At 72.3% G+C, this 21,683-nt stretch carries 18 protein-coding genes and 1 pseudogene; 8 read left to right on the top strand and 11 right to left on the bottom strand.

The features are described from left to right. Window positions 1-56 precede the first annotated feature (56 nt). Window positions 57-512 (top strand): tellurite resistance TerB family protein, encoded by a 456-nt coding sequence (locus ACFWBT_RS04560; RefSeq protein ID WP_385695802.1) that lies wholly within the window; start codon window positions 57-59, stop codon window positions 510-512. A 178-nt stretch (window positions 513-690) separates the two neighbouring features. Here the strand turns inward: ACFWBT_RS04560 and ACFWBT_RS04555 are convergent, their stop codons facing one another. Both ACFWBT_RS04555 and ACFWBT_RS04550 read right to left on the bottom strand, forming a co-directional pair. Then, on the bottom strand, window positions 691-2,610 hold the full coding sequence (locus tag ACFWBT_RS04555; protein WP_385695799.1) for a bifunctional sugar phosphate isomerase/epimerase/4-hydroxyphenylpyruvate dioxygenase family protein: 1,920 nt from the start codon (window positions 2,608-2,610) through the stop codon (window positions 691-693). A gap of 45 nt (window positions 2,611-2,655) precedes the next feature. Next, a complete protein-coding gene (locus ACFWBT_RS04550; RefSeq protein WP_385695797.1) occupies window positions 2,656-3,531 on the bottom strand; it encodes a shikimate dehydrogenase in 876 nt (291 codons plus the stop codon). A 199-nt stretch (window positions 3,532-3,730) separates the two neighbouring features. Between ACFWBT_RS04550 and ACFWBT_RS04545 the strand changes: the two genes are divergently transcribed. Continuing rightward, complete coding sequence (locus tag ACFWBT_RS04545; protein ID WP_385695795.1) at window positions 3,731-4,396, top strand: TetR family transcriptional regulator; 666 nt, start codon at window positions 3,731-3,733, stop codon at window positions 4,394-4,396. A gap of 281 nt (window positions 4,397-4,677) precedes the next feature. Continuing rightward, the gene (locus ACFWBT_RS04540; protein WP_385695843.1) at window positions 4,678-5,973 is read left to right on the top strand and encodes an MFS transporter; all 1,296 of its coding nucleotides are present in this window, start codon (window positions 4,678-4,680) and stop codon (window positions 5,971-5,973) included. Between the two features lie 189 nt (window positions 5,974-6,162). Here the strand turns inward: ACFWBT_RS04540 and ACFWBT_RS04535 are convergent, their stop codons facing one another. Further along, window positions 6,163-6,612: a PPOX class F420-dependent oxidoreductase gene (locus tag ACFWBT_RS04535; protein ID WP_385695793.1), complete on the bottom strand. Its 450-nt coding sequence runs from the start codon at window positions 6,610-6,612 to the stop codon at window positions 6,163-6,165. A 116-nt stretch (window positions 6,613-6,728) separates the two neighbouring features. Between ACFWBT_RS04535 and ACFWBT_RS04530 the strand changes: the two genes are divergently transcribed. From ACFWBT_RS04530 to ACFWBT_RS04520, 3 genes are all read left to right on the top strand, one after another. Then, entirely contained in the window at window positions 6,729-7,310 is a 582-nt protein-coding gene (locus tag ACFWBT_RS04530; protein ID WP_385695790.1) for a TetR/AcrR family transcriptional regulator, read from the top strand. Next, window positions 7,307-8,716, top strand: coding sequence for an MFS transporter (locus tag ACFWBT_RS04525; protein ID WP_385695788.1), 1,410 nt, complete (start codon window positions 7,307-7,309; stop codon window positions 8,714-8,716). Before ACFWBT_RS04530 ends, ACFWBT_RS04525 begins: the two co-directional genes overlap by 4 nt. Window positions 8,717-8,800: 84 nt before the next feature. Beyond that, window positions 8,801-10,027 (top strand): serine hydrolase domain-containing protein, encoded by a 1,227-nt coding sequence (locus tag ACFWBT_RS04520; RefSeq protein ID WP_385695785.1) that lies wholly within the window; start codon window positions 8,801-8,803, stop codon window positions 10,025-10,027. 112 nt (window positions 10,028-10,139) lie between these two features. Here ACFWBT_RS04520 and ACFWBT_RS04515 read toward each other — a convergent pair whose 3' ends face one another. Further along, the gene (locus ACFWBT_RS04515; protein ID WP_385695782.1) at window positions 10,140-10,268 is read right to left on the bottom strand and encodes a hypothetical protein; all 129 of its coding nucleotides are present in this window, start codon (window positions 10,266-10,268) and stop codon (window positions 10,140-10,142) included. Further along, window positions 10,265-10,972, bottom strand: coding sequence for a GTP cyclohydrolase II (gene ribA / locus ACFWBT_RS04510; RefSeq protein ID WP_385695781.1), 708 nt, complete (start codon window positions 10,970-10,972; stop codon window positions 10,265-10,267). Before ribA ends, ACFWBT_RS04515 begins: the two co-directional genes overlap by 4 nt. A 40-nt stretch (window positions 10,973-11,012) precedes the next feature. On the opposite strand from ribA, the gene ACFWBT_RS04505 reads away from it, so the two are divergent. Next, entirely contained in the window at window positions 11,013-11,774 is a 762-nt protein-coding gene (locus ACFWBT_RS04505) for a creatininase family protein (RefSeq protein ID WP_351545601.1), read from the top strand. A 137-nt stretch (window positions 11,775-11,911) separates the two neighbouring features. On the opposite strand, the pseudogene ACFWBT_RS04500 reads toward ACFWBT_RS04505, so the two are convergent. The 5 genes and pseudogenes from ACFWBT_RS04500 to ACFWBT_RS04480 all read right to left on the bottom strand — a co-directional run. Then, window positions 11,912-12,643: pseudogene (locus tag ACFWBT_RS04500) on the bottom strand (lysylphosphatidylglycerol synthase transmembrane domain-containing protein); the annotation flags it as partial. A 347-nt stretch (window positions 12,644-12,990) separates the two neighbouring features. Continuing rightward, entirely contained in the window at window positions 12,991-13,929 is a 939-nt protein-coding gene (locus ACFWBT_RS04495; RefSeq protein WP_385695778.1) for a class I SAM-dependent methyltransferase, read from the bottom strand. Then, complete coding sequence (locus tag ACFWBT_RS04490) at window positions 13,926-15,149, bottom strand: glycosyltransferase family 4 protein (protein ID WP_385695777.1); 1,224 nt, start codon at window positions 15,147-15,149, stop codon at window positions 13,926-13,928. Before ACFWBT_RS04490 ends, ACFWBT_RS04495 begins: the two co-directional genes overlap by 4 nt. After that, window positions 15,146-15,544, bottom strand: coding sequence for a 6-pyruvoyl tetrahydropterin synthase family protein (locus tag ACFWBT_RS04485; RefSeq protein ID WP_385695775.1), 399 nt, complete (start codon window positions 15,542-15,544; stop codon window positions 15,146-15,148). Before ACFWBT_RS04485 ends, ACFWBT_RS04490 begins: the two co-directional genes overlap by 4 nt. 136 nt (window positions 15,545-15,680) lie before the next feature. Further along, a complete protein-coding gene (locus tag ACFWBT_RS04480) occupies window positions 15,681-16,661 on the bottom strand; it encodes a dehydrogenase (protein WP_385695772.1) in 981 nt (326 codons plus the stop codon). A 108-nt stretch (window positions 16,662-16,769) separates the two neighbouring features. Here ACFWBT_RS04480 and ACFWBT_RS04475 point away from each other — a divergent pair, with 108 nt between their 5' ends. Then, window positions 16,770-17,573 carry a CDP-alcohol phosphatidyltransferase family protein gene (locus tag ACFWBT_RS04475; protein WP_385695769.1) on the top strand — a complete coding sequence of 268 codons (804 nt, stop codon included), beginning with the start codon at window positions 16,770-16,772 and terminating at the stop codon, window positions 17,571-17,573. Between the two features lie 54 nt (window positions 17,574-17,627). Here the strand turns inward: ACFWBT_RS04475 and ACFWBT_RS04470 are convergent, their stop codons facing one another. Continuing rightward, window positions 17,628-21,344 (bottom strand): choice-of-anchor D domain-containing protein, encoded by a 3,717-nt coding sequence (locus tag ACFWBT_RS04470; RefSeq protein WP_385695766.1) that lies wholly within the window; start codon window positions 21,342-21,344, stop codon window positions 17,628-17,630. Window positions 21,345-21,683 lie beyond the last annotated feature (339 nt).

Below are 21,683 nucleotides of genomic sequence, written 5' to 3'. Positions count from 1 at the left end.
GGTATCCGGTCCGCCCGCTCGGGCGGACCGGGCCCTTGACTACGTATGGAGTTCTCATGGCTCTGTGGGACCGCATCAAGGAATCCGCGTCGACGATGCAGACCCAGCTCGAGGCGAAGAAGAACGATCTGAAGAGCGGAGCCTTCCGCGACGCGAGCATGGCGATGTGCGCGCTCGTCGCCGCGGCGGACGGCTCGATCGACCCGTCCGAGCGGCAGCGTGTGGCCCAGCTCATCGCCACGAACGAGGTACTGCAGAACTTCGACGCCATCGACCTCCAGCGCCGCTTCGACGACAACCTGAACAAGCTGACCGCCGACTTCGCCCTCGGCAAGGTCAGCGTCCTCCAGGAGATCGCCAAGGCGAAGAAGAAGCCCGCCGAGGCGCGCGCCGTCATCCAGATCGGCATCGTCATCGGCGGCGCCGACGGCGACTTCGACAAGACCGAGCAGGCCGTCGTGCGGGAGGCGTGCTTCACGCTCGACCTGCCGCCGCACGAGTTCGACCTGTAGGACACCCTGTCCCCCGGCTGACCCGGCCCCGGCCGCACCTCGTCCGCGACTCGCTCGACACTCTGGTGGGGCGGGCGCGTCGCCCTGGTGGCCGGGGTCCGGCGCGTCCGGACGGGCCGGCAGGCTCCTGCCGGCATCGCCCGCGCAACCGGCGAGTCCGCTCCGGGGGGCCCGGCCGTCAGCGCCCCGGTCGTCCCGCCGCGCGCTGCGCCGCGAGGCGCACCGGGGCGTTCTGCGCTCCGTACCCCTGGTATCCGCCGTCGCGCTGGACGAGTTCGAAGAAGACCCGGCCGACGGTCTCGGTGTAGCAGTGCCGGAACTCCCCCTTCTGGTCGCGGTCGTAGAGGATGCCGAGTTCGCGGTACGTCGCCAGCTCCTCGTCGCCGAGCTCGTACCGGGCGGCCAGGTCGTCGTAGTAGTTGGCGGGTATCGCCAGCAGACGGCCGCCCGCCGCGCGGAAGCGCCGGGCCGCGTCGGTCACGTCGTCGGTGGCGAGGGCGATGTGCTGGGCGCGGGCGCCGTCGTCCGTGGGCGCGGGGCCGACTCCGAGGGCGATACGGACGCTTCCGTCGGCGTTGGTGACGGCACGGCTGCGATGCAGTCCGTACGGGTCGGCGACGTCGACGCTCTCCTGGCCGCTCAGCCCCAGCACGCTGTGGTGGAAGAGGGCGGCCTCGTCGAACTGGTGCCAGGGCTGGGTGAGCGCCAGATGATCGATCCGGGTCACGGAGCCGGCGCCCGGCCCCTGTTCGGCGGGCGCGTCCCGTCCGGGCTGTTCGACCTGCTCGAAGTCACCGGACCAGCCGCGGAGTTCGGGGCCCCCACGGGAATCTCCACGGCTATCCCCGCGGCTATCCCCACGGGAATCCCCCTGTCCGGACGGGGCCGGGCTCCCTGAAGAGGCGCAGAAGAAGAGTTCGGTGCCGTCGGGTGCGGCGACCGCGTCGAGGGGCGCGTCCTCGAGAGCGCGGCGGCGCGGCAGGACGGGGGCGAGGAGGGATTCGGCGCGCCGGGCGGCGGCAGCCGGGTCGGGCGACTCCAGGCCGATGGCGGCCAGTGCGGTGCCGTCGCGCCGGGCGGCCGGTCCGGTGTTGACCAGGACACGGGCCACTCCCTGCTGCCAGAGGTCCACGGGCTTGCTGCGGTGCCGCGCCGTACGGGTGAAGCCGAGGGCGCCGAGGACCTCGGCGACGGGGACGACGTCGGGCGTGACGAGTTCGGCGAAGGCGACGCCGGTCGGCACGACGGCGGCGGCCGGTCGCGCGAGTCCGGCCGTCTCCCGCAGGAGGGGCCGGGTCGCCTCCTGGAGGACGAGGAGGGAGCGGCGCGCGTCGACGGCGGTCGGCCCGGCCTCGGCCTGCCGGAAGACGTCGTTGAAGACTTCGAGGGAGAGGGGACCGCGGTAGCCGGCGCGCAGGACGTGCGCGAGCAGTCCGGAAAGGTCGAAGCCGCCCTGGCCGGGGAAGCAGCGGTAGTGACGGCTCCACTGGAGCACGTCCATCGCCATCAGCGGGGCGTCGGCCAGTTGCAGGAAGAAGATCTTGTCCCCGGGGATGTCCTCGATCCCCTTGGGGTCCGAGCCGCGCGCGAGGATGTGGAAGCTGTCCAGGCAGGTGCCGAGGGCGGGGTGACCGGCGGCCTCGACGATCCTCCAGGCGTGGTCGTACGTACTCACGTGCCGGCCCCAGGCCAGTGCCTCGTACGCGACCCGGACGCCGAAGTCCTCGGCCAGGACGGCCAGTCGGCCCAGTTGCTCCGCCGCGAGCGCGTCGTCGTCCACGGCGAGCGGCGAGACGCTGGAGCACACCAGCACGGTGTCGGCGCCGAGGCGGCGCATGAGCTCGAACTTGTGGCGTGCCCGCCGCAGACCGCGGGCGAACTCCTCCTCGGCGACGGCCTCGATGTCGCGCATCGGCTGGTAGAGGTCGATACTCAGGCCGAGGTCGGCGGTGCGGGCCCGGATCTCCTCGGGGGTGAGGGGGCTCGCGAGCAGGTCGTTCTCGAAAATCTCCACACCGTCGAACCCCGCCCGGGCCGCGGCGGTGAGCTTCTCGGTCAGGGAACCGCTGAGGGACACGGTGGCGATGGACGTACGCATGGCGATGCTCCTTCGGTGTCGCTTCACTTCATGACCACTCGGGTCTCAGCTCCGGGCACCCGCGGTGCCGGCCAGCTCGGCGATGTCCGCGAGCATGCGCGCCGGGTCGGGCTCCCGCCCGGTGAAGAGCCGGAAGGCGTCCGCGGCCTGGAAGACGGCCATGCCGCCCCCGTCGAGCGTCGCGCAGCCGGCCGCGCGGGCGGTGCGCAGCAGCTCGGTCTCCAGCGGCCGGTAGACCACTTCGGCCACCCACAGCGCGGGGCGCAGCAGCTCGGCCGGGAACGGGAGCCCGGGGTGCGCGGCCATGCCGGTGGGCGTGGCGTGCACGATGCCGTCGGCGCGGGTGAGCAGGGACGCGAGGGTGTCCGGCGTCGCGGCGGCTGCCCGGCCGTCGCCGAAGTGGCGGTTCAGGGCGGCGGCGAGAGAGGCGGCCCGGTCGGGCATCGCGTCGACGAGGGTGATGTGTCCCGCGCCGAGCGTGAGCACCGCGTGGGCGACGGCCGCCCCCGCGCCGCCCGCGCCGAGCTGGACGACCCGTTCCAGGGAGACATCGGGCAGTCCGCGCGCGAACGAGGCCGCGAAGCCGGTGACGTCCGTGTTGTGCCCGATCGCGCGGCCGTCCTCGAAGACGACGGTGTTGACCGCGCCGAGTGCCGCGGCCTGCGGGGCGAGTTCGTCGAGGTGCGCGATGACCAGCTGCTTGCAGGGGTGGGTGATGTTCAGTCCGTCGAAGCCGACGTCGCGTGCGGCGCGTACGAGATCGCCCACGGCCTCCGCTGGAACACCCAGGGTGTCGATGTCGATCAGCCGGTACAGACAGCGCAGTCCCTGCCGGTCGGCCTCGCGCTCGTGCAGTGCCGGGCTGAGGGAGGGCCCGATTCCGGAGCCGATCAGGCCGACGAGATACGAGGTCTGGGACACGGCGGGCCTCCGGAGGGTGGGGTCGGCGGCAGGTCGGTGGGCGGGCGGTGACCGACTGACGGCCAATTAATGTACTAACTGGTTCGTTAGTCATATCAAGCCGTCGTCCCGAAGGGAAGAGAGCGAGCCCGGGCGGCCTCGCCCGGGTGTGCCCTGCTTCTAGAATCGCGGAACCGACCGTCTCGCCCGAAGGAACCCGATGACCAGCGTCGAAGAACCGGCACGACCCGGCGGGCGCATCCGCGACGCCGCCCGCACCAGGGCCGAGATTCTCGACGTGGCGACCCAGGAGTTCTCCCGCGCCGGTTTCGCGGGCGCCCGGGTCGACGAGATCGCCGCGCGCACCAGCACCACGAAGCGGATGATCTACTACTACTTCGGCGGCAAGGAGCAGCTCTTCACGGCGGTCCTGGAGCGCGCCTACTCGGTGATCCGGCAGGCCGAACAGGAGCTGGACGTCGAGCATCTGGATCCTGCCGCAGCCATCCGCCGGCTGGCCGAGCTGACCTTCGACCACCATGAGGCGCATCCGGACTTCATCCGCCTGGTGAGCATCGAGAACATCCACGAGGCCGAACACATCGCGGCCTCCGAGGAACTGGGCAGGATCGGCTCGCCCGCCCTCGACGTGATCGGCCGGATCCTGGCGACCGGCCGGGCGTCGGGCCTGTTCACGGCCGACGTCGACGCCGTGGACCTGCACGCGATGATCAGCGCCTTCTGCTTCTTCCGGGTCTCCAACCGCCATACGTTCGGCGCCCTGTTCGGCCGCGATCTGGTCGCGTCCGACCAGCGGGAGCACTACCGCGCGATGCTCGGCGACATGGTCATCGCCTACCTGACCGCGGACCGCGCTGCGGACTGAAGCACGGGAAGATCCTTCGACACGACCCCTTGACACCCGGGAAACGTGGGCGCAACATCCGTAGCCATCCGCTACTAACTATCCAGTGGGTTAATTAGCCGCGGGGACTACGGTCGCCATCTGGACCCACTCCCGGCACGGCCGACCCGTACGCCTCAGATCCCGGCATCCGTCCCCTGGCTTCGCCGCACTCCCGTCCCCGGAGTTCCCCGAAGGAGCACGCCGTGTCCGACACCGCCGTCCCGCTCGACGCGCCTCCAGGCCAGCCCAGGAAGGCCGCCATGGCCGCCTGGATCGGCAGCGCCCTGGAGTACTACGACTTCTTCATCTACGGCAGCGCCGCGGCCCTGATCTTCCCGAAGGTCTTCTTCGACGACTCCGACCCGGCCGACGCGACGCTCCTGTCGCTCGCCACCTTCGGTGTCGCCTACGCGGCCCGCCCGATAGGCGCGCTCTTCCTGGGCCATTTCGGCGACCGGGTGGGCCGCAAGAAGATCATGGTCTTCACGCTGATCCTGATGGGCCTGTCGACGTTCCTGATCGGCTGTCTGCCGACGCGCGCGCAGGTCGGCGGCCTCGCCCCCGTCCTGCTGGTCCTCTGCCGCGTCCTGCAGGGAATCTCCGCGGCCGGCGAACAGGCCGGCGCCAGTTCGATGACGCTGGAACACGCGCCGCCGGACCGGCGCGGCTTCTTCACCAGCTTCACCCTCAGCGGCACCCAGGGAGGCCAGCTCCTCGCGACCCTGGTCTTCCTGCCGGTCGCCGCGCTGCCCGAGGACCAGTTGCTCTCCTGGGGCTGGCGGGTGCCCTTCTGGGCGAGCGTCGCCGTCGCCGTGGTCGGCTACGTCATCCGCCGCACGCTCCAGGAGACTCCGGCCTTCACCCGGCAGGCAACCACCGAAGGCGTCGTCAAGCTGCCCCTCGCCGTGCTGTTCCGCGAGCACTGGGCGGACGTCCTGCGGGTCGTCGCGGGTGCGCTCATCGCCTCGGTCAGCACGATCTTCACGGTCTGGGCGCTCGCCTACGGCACCAGTGACACGGTCGGCCTGTCCCGCACGCAGATGCTGTGGGTGGGCGCGCTGGCCAACCTGGTCGCCCTCGGCGCGATTCCCCTCTGGGCCACGCTGTCCGACCGCATCGGCCGCCGCCCGGTCTACCTGATCGGCGCCGCGGGCAGCGCGGTCCTGATGTCCGCCTATCTGTGGGCCGTCTCCACCGGCTCGTACTCCCTGGTGCTGCTGTTCGGCGTCCTCGCCTTCGGCGTCGTCTACAGCGCCGCGAACGGCGTCTGGCCCTCCTTCTACGGCGAGATGTTCTCCACCCGCGTCCGGCTCTCCGGCATGGCGATCGGCACCCAGATCGGCTTCGCCGTGGCCGGGTTCGCCGTCACCTTCGCCGCGCGGATCGCCGGACCGGACGGCGACGACTGGTCCGCGGTGGCCCTGTTCACCGCGGCCCTGTGCGTGCCCCCGGTCATCGCCGCGCTCACCGCCCGGGAGACGCACACGGTGCCGACCGAGCGGCTCGGTGCGGACACGGCGGGCGACGCGGTGCGGCGTGAGGCCGTGAGCGCCTGACCCACCCGGCGCGCGGCCGTTCACGCCCCCCGCGGACACCCCGGACCCCCGACGCGCGGAGCCGCTCGGGGGGCCGGGGCCCGCCCCGGCTCCGCGCGGCACTCGGTGCGACGCCGTGCGGGCCCCGCCGATCGGGGAACGGCCGCGGGCCGCCGCCGGGTCACCGCCTCGGCGCCCGGAGGTTCCGGCTCAGCGTCCGGGAATCCCGTACGCCCGCTCCACGTGCAGCCGCAGGACGAGCCGGTCGTCGCGGACCATGGCGGCGCGGTACTCGTCCCAGTCCGGGTGTTCGCCGAGGACGGCCCGGTAGACCCGGATGAGCTCCTCGACCGTCTCGTCGTGCGGGTCCTCGGCGACGGGCGTCAGTTCGGCCGTGCCCTCGACGACCGTGTACGCCCACCGGTCCGCGCTGGTCACGTGGTACGAGGCCCGCGGGTCCCGGCGCAGATTGCGGGTCTTGGCGCGGTCGTCGGTGAGCGAGACGCGGATGATCCCCTCGTCGGGGTAGTAGAAGTGGCTGACGTTCGACAGCTGGGGCCGGCCGTCCTTCTTGAGGGTGACCAGCACCCCACCCTTGTACTCGGAGAGCAGCTTGAGCAGTGCGTCCTGCGTCGCGTCCTGGGTCGCTTCCTCAGTCATGTCTCGTTCAACGCTCGGGATCCGGCACGTCATTCCGCGCCGACGCCCTCCCGGGACCCGTCTCCCACCGAGCACAGTAGTAGACACTGTCTACTGCCGCCTGGTAGACAGTGTCTATGAATGATCGGGAGACCACCGGGCTGAGGACGCGTCTGATCGACGTCGGCGTCGATCTCGTGACGAGGGAGGGCGCGCAGGCGCTGACACTGCGGGAGATCGCCCGTCGGGCGGGGGTCTCGCACGGCGCCCCGCGCCGCTACTTCCCGACCCATCTGGAGCTGCTGTCCGCCATCGCGCACCGCGGCTTCACCGACCTCCAGGCCCGGGCCGCGGAGGCCGGCGGTGACAGCGGGGCCGACCCCCGTGCCCGGCTCACCGCCCTGGCGAAGGTCTACCTGGACTTCGCGCTGTCCCAGCGCGGCATGTACGAGCTGATGTTCCGTCACGATCTGCTGGAGAGCAACCGGTTGGGGCTCCGCGAGACCAGCCTGCCGATGTTCGGGGCGCTGGTGGACCTCGTCGGCCGGCTGCGCCCGGACGCCGAGGCCCGGATCGTCGCGGGTGCCCTCTGGGCGAACCTGCACGGCATCGCCCAACTGTGGGGCTGGGGCAGCCTGAAGCTCGCCACGGGCGCCGACGACTTCCTGCCGCTGCTGCACGCGGCGCTCGACGCGCACCTCGGACCGGAGGAGCGGTGAACCTGCCCGACGCGCCCGTCGCCGAACGCCGTTCCGTCTCCGCCTCCGCGGCCGCGCACCGCCGGGTCACCCTCGCCAGCAGTGTCCTCGGTGCCGTGATCGTCGCCCTCGACGGCACGGTCCTCACCATCGCGCAGCCCACGCTGCAACGCGATCTGGACACCTCGTTCGCGCGGGTCCAGTGGACCAGCACCGGGTATCTCATCGCGGTGGCCGGTCTGTTGGTGTTCGCGGGACGCCTCGGGGACCGCTACGGCCATCAACGGGTCTTCGCCCTCGGCATCCTGGGCTTCGGGGCGGCGTCGGCGGGGATCGGCCTCGCGCCCGGGATCGGCTGGGTCATCGCGCTGCGGGTCGTGCAGGGCGTCTTCGGCGCGCTGCTGCAACCGGCCACGCTCGGGATGCTGCGCGCCGCGTACCCGCCCGACCGGCTCGGCATGCCCATCGCGCTGCGGACGAGCGCCATCGGTCTCGCCGCTGCCGCCGGCCCGCTGCTCGGCGGCGCTCTGGTCAGCCACTTCGGATGGCGGTCCGTCTTCTTCCTGAACGTGGGGCCCGCGCTGGTGATGGGCGTGCTCGCGCTCACCGTCCGGGCGCCGGCCGACGCGGAGAGCGGGACCGACCGCCCGGCCGCGGCGGGTGGCCTCGATGTCCCGGGTGCCTGTCTGCTCACCGTGGCGCTGGGCGCCTTGGTGCACACACTGGTCGCCGTGCCCGACGCCGGGTGGACGGCCGCGACCGTGGCCGGACTCGCCGTGGCGGCCGCCTCCGGCGCCGCGTTCGTACGTCGGGAGCGCCGCGCCGCGAGCCCTCTGGTGCCGTCCGACGTCCTCGGCTCGGCGACCATCGGCGCGGCGCTCGGCATTCTGGTGGCCGCCTCCGCCGCCATGCTCGGCACCCTGTTCGTCGCCAGCTACTTCCTTCAGGGGACCCTGGGACTGGACCCGCTGCGGACCAGCCTGCGGGCCCTGCCGGGCGGCGTGACGATGGTGCTCGGCGCCCCCGTCGCCGCCGTGCTCCTGCGCCGGCTCGGCCCGCGGCGGACCACCCTGGCCGGAACGCTCGTCCTCACGCTCGGCGTCCTGCTCCTGGCCCGGCTCGACGAGGCGTCGGCGGCCGTACCCATCGGACTGGGGTTCCTGCTGCTGGGCGCCGGTTTCGCCACCGTCATGGTGACCGCGACGGCGGTCGTCGTACGGCAGGCCTCCGCGGCGTCGGCCGGTGTGGCGGGCGGGCTGCAGCAGACGGCGATGAACATCGGGCCCACCCTGGGGATCGCGGTGGCGGCCACGCTGATGACGGTCACACCGGGCACCGCCATCGGTCCCCCGCTGATCACGCTCGCGGCGATCTCCGCGACGGGGACACTGCTCGCCCTGCGGCTTCCGGGGCACAAGAACACGTGAGAGCCGACCGGGGGAGCCCGGACGACGGGGTCACCAGCGCGTACGGGACGATGAAGAACACGAGCCGCAGCCCGGAGGAGAGCCATGGGACACCTGCGACAGGAAGTCGAGCCGGGATCGGTCGGCCTCGACGCCGAGGCGCTTGACCGGCTCGACCGGCACTTCGCCCGACTGGTCGACGACGGGCGGCTGCCCGGATACCTGGTCGCCGTCTCCCGGCACGGCCGGGTCGCCCATCTCACCACCTACGGCAGACGCGACCGCGAGGCCGGACTCCCGGTGGAGAGCGACACGCTGTGGCGGATCTACTCGATGACCAAGCCGGTCACCTCGGTCGCCGCGCTGATGCTCCTCGAAGAGGGCCGCCTCGGACTCGACGACCGCGTCGCCGACTTCCTTCCCGCCTTCGCCGAGCCGCGCGTCCACGTCGGCGGGAAGGGGCCCGACACGACGACACGTCCGGCCGAACAGCCCATCCGCATCCGCCACTTGCTCACCCACACCGCGGGTCTGACCTTCGGCTTCTACCACGCGCACCCTGTCGACGGGCTCTACCGGGACGCCGGTCTGGAGTCGTCGGTGGCACCCGGCGCGGACCTCGCCGGGACCTGCGACGTGTACGCCGGGCTGCCGCTCCAGTTCGAGCCCGGCACCCAGTGGAACTACTCGGTCGCCACCAACGTCCTCGGCCGGGTCATCGAGGTGGTGTCCGGCCAGGACCTCGACGTCTTCCTCCACGAGCGGATCTTCGGCCCGCTCGGAATGGCCGACGCCGGTTTCCACGTCACGGACGAACAGGCGGACAGACTGGCCGAGTTGTACGGCGAAGACGACGAGGGAGGGATCACTCCGATCCGCGGGCTCCCGCTGCGCGGCCGGCCCCGGTTCCTGTCCGGCAGCGGCGGGATGGTCGCCACCGCCCACGACTACCACCGCTTCATGGAGATGCTCCGGCGCCGCGGCGAACTCGACGGAGCCCGGCTGCTGCGCCCCGGGACCGTCGACATGATGGCGGCCAACCAGCTGCCCGGCAACGCGGACCGCCGCTCCTTCGGCAGCCCCGTCCACCAGGAACCCGGCAACGCGGGCCTCGGATTCGGCCTCGGCGTCTCCGTCGTGGTGGACCCGGCGCTCACCCGGGCCCCGTCGAGCGAGGGCGCGTTCGGCTGGAGCGGGGTGGCCACCACGACCTTCTGGGTCGACCCCCGGCGCGACCTGACCGTGCAGTTCCTGAGCCAGCTCCGCCCGACGGCCTCCCACTCGGTCTTCCCCGAGCTCAAGCGGCTGGTGCACGAGGCGGTGCGGTCCTGATCTCCGCCCCGCTCGACTCGGCTTCGGCGTCACCCGGTTGATCCGGTACACGCCGCAGGCACCGGTCGGGCACCGTGGCGGCGACGATCACGACGTCCGGACCGCGCCGAAGTCACGCGCGGAGCCCCGCCTCCCCGGCCGCGCGGCCGACGGCCCACTCCGCGGCGTTCTGGGCGGGGCCACCGCGCTGCCGGGATCGACGCCGCGAGACGAACAGCGGGCCGGTGTCGTCCTGGGTCATTCCTCGGTGACGACCGTCTTCGCCGATTCGCAGAAGATCGCCTTGGTCCACTCCTCGCTGTCCAGGTGGGGCAGGTAGTGGTCGAGGCGCTCCCGCTTGGTCAGCAGATAGCTGAGGTTGTCCTCGCACGGCGGTATCAGCAGCGGCACCTGCTCGGCGACCTTGATGCCGTGGCGCAGCAGCGACTCACGCTTGCGCGGGTTGTTCGACAGCAGTCGTACGGACCGTACGCCGAGATCGTGCAGCATCTCCGCCGCCACCCGGTAGTCGCGGGCGTCCACCGGCAGCCCGAGGGCGACGTTCGCCTCGACGGTGTCGAGACCCTCCGCCTGGAGCTTCATCGCCTTCAGCTTGGCGAGCAGTCCGATGCCCCGGCCCTCGTGACCCCGGAGGTAGACGAGGATGCCGCGGCCCTCGGCCGCGATGGCGCGCAGCGAGGCGACGAGCTGGGGGCCGCACTCGCAGTGCTGCGATCCGAAGGCGTCGCCGGTGAGGCATTCGGAATGCAGCCGGGTGAGCACGTCCCCTTCCCGCAGCGTGTCCAAGTCGCCGTGGACGAGGACGACTTGTTCCTCGCCGCGGTCGTGGTCGAGGTAGCCGACGGCATGGAAATCGCCGTACTCGGTGGGCAGTGGGGCAATCACGACTCGTTCGACACCTGTGAGGTGGGCATTCCCGCCGAGTACGCCAAAGTTATCTGTCATGATCTGGTTCCTAAGCAGAGTCGAAAGGGCCGTGAAAAACATGAGTAGTTCGGGAACGCGCGCGACGGTGTCCGGTGTGCTGCCGCTGGACACCACGGAGGACGTCCGCGAGCGGGGGGCCGGTGTCGCCCGTCAGGTCGCCGTGCTTCCCGTCGGCAGTCTCGAACAGCACGGCGCCTACCTGCCCCTGACGACCGACACACTCGTGGCGTGCGCCATCGCGCGGGAGATCGCGGCCGCCTATCCGGTGCATCTGCTTCCTCCGGTGACGATCTCCTGCTCCCACGAGCACGCCGGCTGGCCGGGTACCGTCAGCATCTCCTCCGTCACCCTGTACGCGGTCGTCCGGGACATCGCCGCCTCGCTGCGCCGCTCCGGCGTCGACACCCTGGTGGTGGTCAACGGGCACGGCGGTAATTACGTGTTGGGCAATGTAGTCCAGGAATCCGCGGGCACCGGTACGCGCATGGCGCTTTTCCCGGCCATGGAGGACTGGGAAGGCGCGTGTGAACGGGCCGGTGTGCAGACGTCGTTGCTCACCGATATGCACGCGGGAGAAATCGAGACGTCCATTCTCCTGCATGCCCATCCGGAATGCGTCAAAGACGGTTATGAGACCTCCGATTTCGTCGCCGACGACCGTCGGCATCTGCTCACCCTCGGCATGTCGGCCTACACCGAGTCCGGGGTCATCGGCCGTCCCTCGATGGCCCGCGCCGAGAAGGGGAAGGAACTCCTCGCCGGGCTGGCCGAGGCCTTCGGAGCGTATTTCTCGCTGGTGACGTCCGAGACGCTGCACTGATCGGGCCCTCCCGCGCTCTCCTCGCGAGGGCGCCGGAGCGCGGCACCCCAGCGGACGACCAGGACCGCGGCGCCGGGCAGGCTCGCCGCGAAGCTGAGCACTCCGTAGATCACCGCGACGGTGAGACCCATGCCCGCGCCGAGCCCGGCGGCGCCGAACGCCCAGGCGGTGACGCCCTCGCGGGGGCCCCAGCCGCCGATGTTCAGCGGCAGCCCCATGGCGAGCAGCGCGAGCAGCGCCAGCGGCATCAACTGGGCGACGGAAGCGGTGGATCCGGCGACCCGGGCGGCGAGCACGAACATCGTCAGGTGACCGGCGAGCACCAGCACCGACGAGAGCGTCACACCGGGCCAGCTGCCGCGGGCCAGCAAAGCGCCCCGCGCCTCGGCGAGCGCGCCGCGGACGGCGCCGTACCGGACGGCGCCCGCGGGGGCCCGGCCCTTGCGCACGGCACCCACGGTCACCACTCCGCACACCGAGACGATCGCGAGGATCAGCGCGGCCTCGCGGGACTCGGCGAGCACCGGTGACGGCTGGGTGAGCAGCACGACCGCGCCGACGGCCACCAACACGGCCTGTCCCGCGGTGCGTTCGAGCACCACCGCGCGTACGCCCCGGCCGATGTCACCGGCGCTCTGCCCGTGCCGGACGGCCCGGTGCACATCGCCGAGGACTCCGCCGGGCAGCGCGGCGTTCAGGAACAGCGCACGGTAGTAGTCAGCGACGGCCGCGCCCAGCGGGAGCCGGATGCGCAGCTCGCGCGCGACCAGGCACCAACGCCAGGCGCTGAGCACCGTGGTGAGCAGTCCGATCCCGATCGCCGCCCACAGTGTCGTGGCGTCGATCCGCCGGAGGCCGTCCAGGAACACCCCCGTGCCGAGCCGCCAGAGCAGCACGCCGAGGATGAGGACGCCGGCGACGGTGCCGAGGTGCGTACGGACGCGACGGTCACCGAGCCGGGCCCGCGGACCCCGCGCCGTTCCGGCCGCCGCGGGGCTCCCGGCGTCCCCGGCCGGGCCGGGCTCCGGTCGGGTGCCCTCGGCGGCGGGCTCGTGCGCGGCATCCGCGCCGGGCTCGGCGAGAGCCTGGGCCGGGCCCGCGGTCGCACCCGGCGCCGCGAGAGCCCGGGGCAGGCTCGTGTTCAGGGGCGGGCCGTCGAGGTCCGGAGTCGCGGCCGCCGGGGCGGAGGCCACGCCCACCGTCTCAAGGCCCGCGCTCACACCGCACCCCCGGCCGGGTGCGGCAGGGCCAGCACATCGCTGTGGTGGACGACGACGCGCAGCTCGCCCGCGGCGCACGCCGCCAGGCGGGAGTTCAGATACGCCTCGGCCCGTGCCGCCAGGTCGGGGCGCTGGTCCACCGCCGCGCCGACCCAGCCGCGCAGCCACTCCGCGGTGAGGGCGGCCTCGTCGGGGCCGAGCCGCCAGGGGCTCGGATGCACCCGCACCGTCGCGCCGTGGCGGCCGAACGCCTCGCAGGCGGCCGTGATGGCCTCCGGGCCGAGCAGTTCGCCGCGCCGCTGGTGGGTGTTGAACGCCTCGGCGATCTCGTCGTCCATCGGGTCGGCCGGGGTGAGTTCGACGCGTCCGACGACGGACAGCGTCAGCAGGGCCGGCACACCGGCGCCCGCACAGGTCGCCGCGAGCCGGTCGATCTCCTCGCCGGTGAGCACGTCGAGCAGCGCCGACGCGGTCACCAGGGAGGCGCCGGCCAGGGCGTCCGCGGTCAGCCGGCCGATGTCACCGCGCTGGGTGGTGACGCCGACGTGGCTGCCGTCGGCCGCCGCCTTGGGCGCTCCGACGGTGGCGAAGTGCAGCAGGTACGGGTCCCGGTCGTGCAGGACCCAGTGCTGGGCGCCGTCGAGCCGGGGCGCCAGCCAGCGCCCCATGGAGCCGGTGCCGCATCCCAGGTCGTGGATGACCAGGTCGCCGCCGCGCACCGGCCGGTTGGCCAGCCGGATGCGCAGCGGGTCGAGCAGATCGGCCGCCCGCGCGGCGGCGTCGGCGGGTTCGCGCAGCTGGAGCCACTGGGGCGCGAAGCGCGGCACCTCGTCGGTGTCCGGATCCCCGACTCGCTGACTGGGCACGCCCGTCCTCACCTTCTCCTCGGGGATGCCGGAGTCCGGCCCGCTCGCGGGAGTCGTCGCGGTACTCACGCGGCCCTCCGGGGTTCGTTGGGCAGCCGGCCGAGCACACCGGCCAGGCTGCGCGCGGTGGTCGCCCAGCCGTCGAGCGCGGCGCGCCGTCCGCGGGCGGCGGCCTTCAGCCGTCGGCGTACGTCGGCCTCGCCGAACCAGCCGCGCAGTTCGGCGGCGAGCGCCGCCGGGTCCTCCGGCGGTACGAGGATGCCGGGCACTCCGCCGTCGGGGGCGCGTCCGACCGCCTCGGGCAGACCGCCGACGTCCGTGGCGAGCACCGGGATGCCGCGTGCCAGGGCCTCGGTGACGGCCATGCCGTAGGTCTCCGCGTACGAGGTGAGGACCATGAGGTCGGCGGCGGCGTAGCTGGCGTCGAGTTCGGCGCCGGCCTGCGGTCCGGCGAGGTGCAGCCGGTCACCGAGGCCGTACTTCGCGATCAGGGCGCGCAGTTGGGCGACGTAGGCCGGGTCCTGGCCGAGTCCGCCGACGCAGACGCAGCTCCAGGGCAGTTCGGTGACGGTCGCGAGGGCCTCGATGAGGCGGTGCTGCCCCTTGCGCGGGGTGACGGCGGCGACGCACAGCAGCCGCGAGACACCGTCGGTGCCGGAGGCGAGCGGTGCGATGTCGGCGCCGGGCGCGGCGACGTGGACGCGGTCGGGGGCGAGGCCGTGGTGGGCGACGAGCCGGCGGACGGCCCAGTCGCTGGTGGCCACGACGGCCGACACGGCCCGCAGTGTCGTACGTTCCCGGGCGTCCAGGTCGGCGGCCACGGCGGGCTGGAGTCCGGTCTCGTCGCCGAGCGGCAGGTGCACGAGCACGACCAGACGCAGCCGGTCGGCCTCGGGGACGACGATCTCGGGGACGCCGCAGGCGACGATCCCGTCGAGGAGGACGACCGTGCCGTCGGGCAGGTCGGCCAGTGTTCTGGCGAGTTCCGTACGGGCGGAGATCCCGGGGCGGGGCCATTCGCCGGGGACGGCGTGCCGGTGGACCTGCCAGCCGAAGCCGGGCAGGTCCAGGCAGAGGCGGCGGTCGTAGGCGTTGCCGCCGCTCGGGGCGGTCGCGTCGTCGACGCCGCCCGGCATCACGAAGTGCACGGAGCGCAGGGACATGGGGATGATCTCGGCGTTCTTGAGAGCCGTGTGCTGCACGGGCACGTAGTTCAGGGCGCCCGGGCCGACGGTCGCGGAGGTCTGGCCGGACCGTGCGGACGCCTGGTCGAGGCTCACGTCGGTCACAGGGCACGCTCGTAACTCGCCCAGGCGATGTGCGACTCGTGCAGGGTGACGGTGATGCCGGCGAGTCCGTGGGCACCTTCGCCGAGGGCTCCGGCGTGCACGCGGTCGGCGAGCCGGTCGGCGATGACCTTCGCCAGGAACTCGGTCGAGGTGTTGGTGTCCTTGAAGTCCGGCTCGCTGTCGAGATTGCGATAGTTCAAGTCGCTGACGACGGCGCCGAGCTCCTGCGTGGCCAGTCCGATGTCGACGACGATGTTGTCGTCGTCCAGCTCGGTGCGGCGGAAGGTGGCGTCCACCAGGAACGTCGCCCCGTGCAGGCGCTGCGCGGGTCCGAAGACCTCGCCACGGAAGCTGTGGGCGATCATCAGGTGATCGCGGACGGTGATGCTGAACAACGGACGACCCTCCAGGTGCGGTGCGTCTGATCCTCTGCCGGGATCACGTCGTGTAGTACGGCTGTCCGGTTCACCTTGTTCAGCCGCTTGTCCGCCTTTCTTCGGATCGCCTGAGGTCAGGCCGGTTCTCGTCGGCTCAAACCTCTTCGTAGGCCACGCGGTGACACAGGGCGGGTATCGATCCGGAGGCCAGTTTCCCCATCACGTCGGGTAGTTCTCCGAAGGCGGACTCGCCGGTGATCAGGGCGTCGAAGGCCGGTTCGGCGAGGAGTTCCAGGGCGAGCGCGAGACGGTCGGCGTAGGTCCGTCCGGCCCGGCCGGAGGGGGAAACGGAACCCACCTGGCTGCTGCGCAGGGTCAGGCGGCGGGAGTGGAAGGCCTCCCCGAGCGGCAGGCTGACGCGGCGGTCGCCGTACCAGCTCAGCTCGATGACGGTCCCCTCCGGGGCGAGCAGGTCGAGGGCACGGGTGAGTCCGGCCTCGGTGGCGCTGGCGTGCACGACGAGGTCGAGTCCACCGGTGGCGTCCTCGGGGAGCGCGAAGTCGATGCCGAGCGCCCGGGCGACGGCACCGCGTGCCGGGTCGGCGTCGACGAGCTGGACCCGTACGCCCGGGAAGCGGGCGAGCAGCGCGGCGACCGAGCAGCCGACCATGCCGCCGCCGACCACGGCGATCCGGTCGCCGATCAGTGGGGCGGCGTCCCACAGGGCGTTGACCGCGGTCTCGACGGTGCCGGCGAGGATGGCGCGTGCGGCGGGCACCGACTCGGGTACGACGGTCACGGCGCTCACCGGGACGACGTACCGCGTCTGGTGCGGGTAGAGGCAGAAGACCGTGCGCCCGAGCAGATGGTCGGGACCTTCCTCCACTTGGCCGACACTCAGATAGCCGTATTTCACGGGCGCGGGGAAATCCCCGTCCTGGAACGGCGCGCGCATCGCGGCGTGCTGGTTCTCCGGGACTCCCCCGCGAAAGACGAGGGTCTCGGTGCCCCTGCTCACTCCTGAGTAGAGCGTGCGTACGAGCACCTCCCCCTCGGCGGGCGCGGACAGGGCGACGTCCCGGATCTCACCGTGGCCCGGCGACGCGAGCCAGAAGGCGCGAGCTGTGAGTTCCATGAGCGTCCCCCTGAACGTTGGAGCAGATCTTCACGTACGGACCAGTGACAAGTCGCGCACACGGTACGCGGCGTTGATCGAATCTGTCATACGGCCGGAGGATGTGCGGTGGCCCTGAACAACACGTACGGCGCGAGGCTTCCCCAGCAGGAGACCATGGTGGGAGCCGGTGTGCAGCTCCTGGTGCTCGCCCTGCTGGGCACGGCGATCGGGATGGGGCCCGCGGGCTGGCTGACCGGTCTCGCGTTCGGGATCGCCACCTGGGCGGTGCTCACCCGTGCCCTGCGGCGCACACAGCCCCGCTCCTTCGGACCCGCCAACCGTGTCACCCTCGGCCGCGCGATCCTGGTGGGCGGCGTCACCGCCCTGGTCGCGGACTCCTTCCAGAGCTCGCCGCCGGTGAGTCTGCTGGTCGGTCTGACGGCGGTGGCCCTGATCCTCGACGGCGTCGACGGCAAGGTCGCCCGGCGGACCGGCACGTCCTCCGCCCTGGGCGCGCGCTTCGACATGGAGGTGGACGCTTTCCTCATCCTCGTGCTGAGCGTGTACGTCGGGATGTCGTTCGGCCCGTGGGTGCTGCTGATCGGCACCATGCGGTACGCGTTCGTCGCGGCGGCCCGGGTGATGCCGTGGCTGAACGCGGCGCTGCCGCCGAGCATGGCGCGCAAGACGGTGGCGGCCATGCAGGGCGTCATCCTGCTGGTCGCGGGTGCCGATGTCCTGCCGTACGCGGTGACGCTGGGGGCCGTCCTGCTGGCCCTCGGGCTGCTCGTGTGGTCGTTCGGCCGTGACATCGGGTGGCTGTGGCGGCAGAGCCGCCGTGGACCCGTCGAGCCGGTCCGGGAGGACGGGGCCGGGGACGAGCGGCCGCGGGAGCTGGTCGGCGCGGCCGCGGCCCGTTCCGAGCGCTGAGTCACCTGCCCGCGCGGGTGGCACGGTGCAGGTCACGGGTGTCCGCGGGGATGTTCAGTAAGTGATCTTCACGCCGCGGACCGTGTGGTTGTCCGTAGTACTACCGGTGGCAGCGGCGAAACCGACCAGGACGTTCTGCGGCAGGGCGACGGCCGTGTCGATGACCTGGGTGCCGTCCACGGCGACCAGGAGGTGTCCGGCGGTCGTCACGGTCACGTCGACGACATGGGTGCCGGTCCGCAGGGCGGGCACGGCGGTCGAGGTGGCGGCATAGGTGAACGGCGAACCGGTTCCGCCGACGGCCACCCCGACGAAGTTGGCCGACGGGTCACCGGTGTTGCGATGGGTGTCCAGGGTGACGGCGATGCCCGGCAGACCCGCGTAGCCGAGGCCACCGCCTCCCGCGCCCAGTGCCGTCGGAGTCGCCTTGGCCGCGTCGAGCAGCAGCAGGGCGAGACCGTCGGCGCCACTGCCGCCGCCGATCGCGGCGGTGAAGGTCGCCTTGAGGCGGGCCGACGGTACGGCGGTGCCCTGGACGGCGGACCCCCTGGCGCTCTGCACGGCCTGGGTGAGTACCAGGTCGGTGCCGGACAGCGCCGCGGAACCGTTGTAGGTCCAGCGGTTGGGTCCGGGCGGCGGCACCGCGTACGAGGTCGCGGTGATGACCGCGTCCCGTACGGAGTGGATGTCGGTCTTGTCGCCGTTGGCGCCGGTGAAGGCGAGCAGCGCCGTCGGCGGCAGCGAGTTGACCGTGGTGTTCAGCAGCCGGATGCCGTCCATCGAGACGGTGAGGGTCTTCCCTGAGACGGACACGGAGACGGTGTGCGGGCCCGAGCGGAGGTTCGGAACGCTGGTGGTGGTCGCCGCGTAGGTGAGGGCCCCGTTGCTCGTGGCGGCGGTGATGCCGACGAAGTTCGCGGACGGCTCACCGGTGTTGCGGTAGGTGTCGAAGGTGAGGGCCACGCCGGGCTTGCCCGCCCAGCCGAGGCCGCCGCCGTCGGTGCCCAGCGCGGTGGGGGTGGCTCCGGCCGGGTCCAGCAGGCCGAAGGTGAGGCCGTCGCCGCCGCTGCCACCGCCGATGACCGTGGAGAACGCGGCCTTGAGACCATCGGTGACCACCGGGACCGGGAAGACGGCCGAGCCCGCCTGGTGGGCCGCGGTCCGGGTGAGCTGCAGGTCGGCGCCGGACAGCAGGGCGGAACCGTTGAGCTTCCAGCCGCCGTCCCCGGGTGCCGGGACGGTGACCCGGCCGGGCGCGGTTCCGGTGCCGGTCAGTGATTCGTTCTGCGGTCCGCGGCCGTCGTCGGAGGTCAGCTGGTAGGTACCGGAAGCCGCGCCCACGGCGGTCGGGGAGAAGGTGACCGCCTGGTGGATCACGTCCTCCGGGCCGATGACCTGGCCTTCGCTGAGCGGGTTCGTCACCTGGAACGGGGCCGCGGGCGGGGCCGCCTTGGTGACGGTGAGCGGAATGTTGCCGGTGTTGCTGATGTCGAAGGTCTTGGTGACCGATTTCCCGACGGCCACACTGCCGAAGCCGGTCGACGTCGGGGTGACGGTCAGACGCGCCTCGCCGACCACCGCGCCGCCGGTGAGCCGGACGGCGGCGGTGCCGTTCGTTCCGGTGACGGACAGCGTGCCGGAGTGTTCTCCCGCCGCCGTCGGGGCGTACCTCACCTGGACGGTGACGGACTGCTGGGGCTGGACGAGGGCGCCGTCGGCAGGCAGTCCCTCGACGCCGAAGGGCGCGTCCGGTGACGTGCTCGCCGAGACCGTCTCGGCCTCGGTGCCGGTGTTGGTGAAGCTCACGCCCAGGGTCTTGACGGTTCCGGTGGCCACCGTGCCGAACGCCAGCTCGGATGGGAAGGCGGTGAGGCCGGGGCGGGTGCCGTAGCCGGTCAGCCCGAGCCCCACCGCGCCGGTGTCCGTGGTGAGCGTCAGCACCGAACTGTCCGCTCCCGGCGAGGTCGGCGAGAACGACACCGGAACCGTGTAGCTGTCACCCGCGTGCAGGGTGACCGGCAGGCCGGTGGGTGCGGCGGAGAACTGGCCGCCCGGCGCCGCTGCGACCGCCGAGATCGTGACGTCCTCGGTGGCGGTCACCTTCGCGGTGCCCTGGCCGGTGCCGCCCACGGCGACCTTGCCGAAGTCCACCGGACCGCCGCTCAGCGCGCCGGTGGACGGCCGGCCGAAGCCGAGCACATGGCCGTCGCGGGTGCCGACGTAGACCCTCCCCCCGTCGGTGGCGGGGACGGAGAACTTGGACACGGTGCCGATCGGCGCCGAATAGCGCAGGTTCAGGGTTCCCTTGACCGGCACGGCGTCGTACGCGCGCAGCTGGCCGTTGGCCCCGTTGGAGCCGTCCGAGTAGACCGCCCAGACGAGGGCGGAGCCCGGGGTGGTGCCGGTGGAGGTCACCACGGGTGACCCCGAGGTGTAGCCGAAGGTGCCGGTACTGGTGCCGGTGTTGGTCAGGGTGGGCAGGCCCGCGCCGTTCGTGCCGTAGGCGAAGGCGCGCAGCGGACCCTTGCTCCCGATCGTGTAGACGTAACCGCCCTCACCGCCGTACGCGGCCGGGTGCCCCCAGACGCCCTCGTACGGGCCGAAGGTGCCGAGCACGCCGTCGGTTCCGCCGGGGCCCTGGGAACGACCGCCCAGGTTGTCGCGGTCGAGGAGGAACAGGCGGCCGTCCTTGCCGATCTCCACCAGCAGATGGGGGTGCTGGGCGGTGCCGAAGGCGGGTCCGGGCAGCGCCGTCGGCCCGCCGGAGCCGAGGTCGGTGTCGTTGGTGTCGAGGGTCGGGGCGTTGCTGGGGCTGAAGAAGTCCTGCGCGGACATGGTGCCGTCACTGTTGACGCCCAGGCGGACCACCGACTCGGCGAGCCGGCCCGGTGGCTGCGAACCCGGGCCGGGCGCCGGGGAGATGCCGTTCCCGGTGGACAGGAACATCCGGCCGGGGCCGTCGGAGACCAGACCGCCACCGCTCATCCAGATGCCCGCCATGCCGTTGGCGGAGGAGTCCTCGGTGGCCCACAGCGTGGTGGCCCGGCTCGTGGTGTTCACACCGAGGACGTAGCCGACGTAGGGGCCGACGTCGCAGTGCGACGCGAAGGCCGCGTAGACCGATCCGCCCATCAGGAGCAGGCCCGGGCGCTGGGCGGCGGTGAAGGCGTTGAAGGAGTGGCTCGGGTCGTTGACCGGTGCCCCCTGCACCTTGACCGGCCAGCCGGTGCGCTCGGTGCCGGTCGTCGCGTCGAGTGCGTGCACGTACCAGTTGGGGTGCTGGGTGTCGGCGCCGTCGTTGATCTTCGCGGTGAGGTAGACGGTCTTGGTGGCCGGGTCGTACACGGGCGTCGAGGTGACACCGAAGTTGGGGACCAGGTCGCCGCAGCCGATCGCCGAGGCGGGCCAGGGCGCACCCAGGTCCTTCGTCCAGTTGATCGTGCCGGACGCCGAGTCGAGTCCGTACACCTTGGCGTTCTCGGTGGCCGCGACGACCGTCCTGCCCGCCACCAGGGGCTGCGCGTACACCTGGCCGTCCACGGCGGTGGAGAACTGCCGGCCGAAGTCGGAACTGGAGACCTCGGAGGGAGCGAGACCGGGCTCGTCGCGGTCCCAGCCGGTCCGCAGGTCGTCGACCGAGACCGTCGGCGCGTCGGTCCGGGCACGGTCCGCCGCCGGCGCGGGCAACGTGCCTCCGGTGCCGAGCAGCAGACAGCCCGTCAGCAGCGAGAGCAACCGGTTCGTGGTCCGCCGTGCGCGCGTGCTGAGCATGTCTCCACCTCGGTGCATGAGTGCGCGAGGGCGGAGACCGGCAGGTCCCGCCGGCGATCATGGTCAAGGAGGCGGCCCGATATTCATACGATCCCGGAAGGCCGGCCGGGCATGGTTCACCCCGATGGACCAAGGACGTCGCGCGGCACAGCCGCGGACCGGGTGACGCCGCGCGGGAGAGTCGCCGACCGGGTGGGAACGCCCGCCACGGGGCGCTTCCCGCAGCCCCGTGCACGCCGGTCACCCTATGCACGAAGCTGCCGGAATACCTGACGGAATCTGTCAGGTATTGCCTCCACAGTGGTCCGCACGGACGCGGTGGACGTGTCCCGAGCGGGA

The sequence above is a fragment of the Streptomyces sp. NPDC060027 genome (genome assembly GCF_042737005.1).
Lineage (GTDB): Bacteria > Actinomycetota > Actinomycetes > Streptomycetales > Streptomycetaceae > Streptomyces.
The sequence above is the reverse complement of the archived record's forward strand: the minus strand, read 5'-3'. Positions and strand labels throughout refer to the sequence as shown.

Coding starts and splice junctions, on each gene's coding strand:
- ACFWBT_RS04560 (WP_385695802.1), top strand. CDS start 57: ATGGCTCTGTGGGACCGCATCAAGGAATCCGCGTCGACGATGCAGACC.
- ACFWBT_RS04555 (WP_385695799.1), bottom strand. CDS start 2,610: ATGCGTACGTCCATCGCCACCGTGTCCCTCAGCGGTTCCCTGACCGAG.
- ACFWBT_RS04545 (WP_385695795.1), top strand. CDS start 3,731: ATGACCAGCGTCGAAGAACCGGCACGACCCGGCGGGCGCATCCGCGAC.
- ACFWBT_RS04540 (WP_385695843.1), top strand. CDS start 4,678: ATGGCCGCCTGGATCGGCAGCGCCCTGGAGTACTACGACTTCTTCATC.
- ACFWBT_RS04535 (WP_385695793.1), bottom strand. CDS start 6,612: ATGACTGAGGAAGCGACCCAGGACGCGACGCAGGACGCACTGCTCAAG.
- ACFWBT_RS04530 (WP_385695790.1), top strand. CDS start 6,729: ATGAATGATCGGGAGACCACCGGGCTGAGGACGCGTCTGATCGACGTC.
- ACFWBT_RS04520 (WP_385695785.1), top strand. CDS start 8,801: ATGGGACACCTGCGACAGGAAGTCGAGCCGGGATCGGTCGGCCTCGAC.
- ACFWBT_RS04515 (WP_385695782.1), bottom strand. CDS start 10,268: ATGACCCAGGACGACACCGGCCCGCTGTTCGTCTCGCGGCGTCGATCC.
- ribA (WP_385695781.1), bottom strand. CDS start 10,972: ATGACAGATAACTTTGGCGTACTCGGCGGGAATGCCCACCTCACAGGT.
- ACFWBT_RS04505 (WP_351545601.1), top strand. CDS start 11,013: ATGAGTAGTTCGGGAACGCGCGCGACGGTGTCCGGTGTGCTGCCGCTG.
- ACFWBT_RS04480 (WP_385695772.1), bottom strand. CDS start 16,661: ATGGAACTCACAGCTCGCGCCTTCTGGCTCGCGTCGCCGGGCCACGGT.
- ACFWBT_RS04470 (WP_385695766.1), bottom strand. CDS start 21,344: ATGCTCAGCACGCGCGCACGGCGGACCACGAACCGGTTGCTCTCGCTG.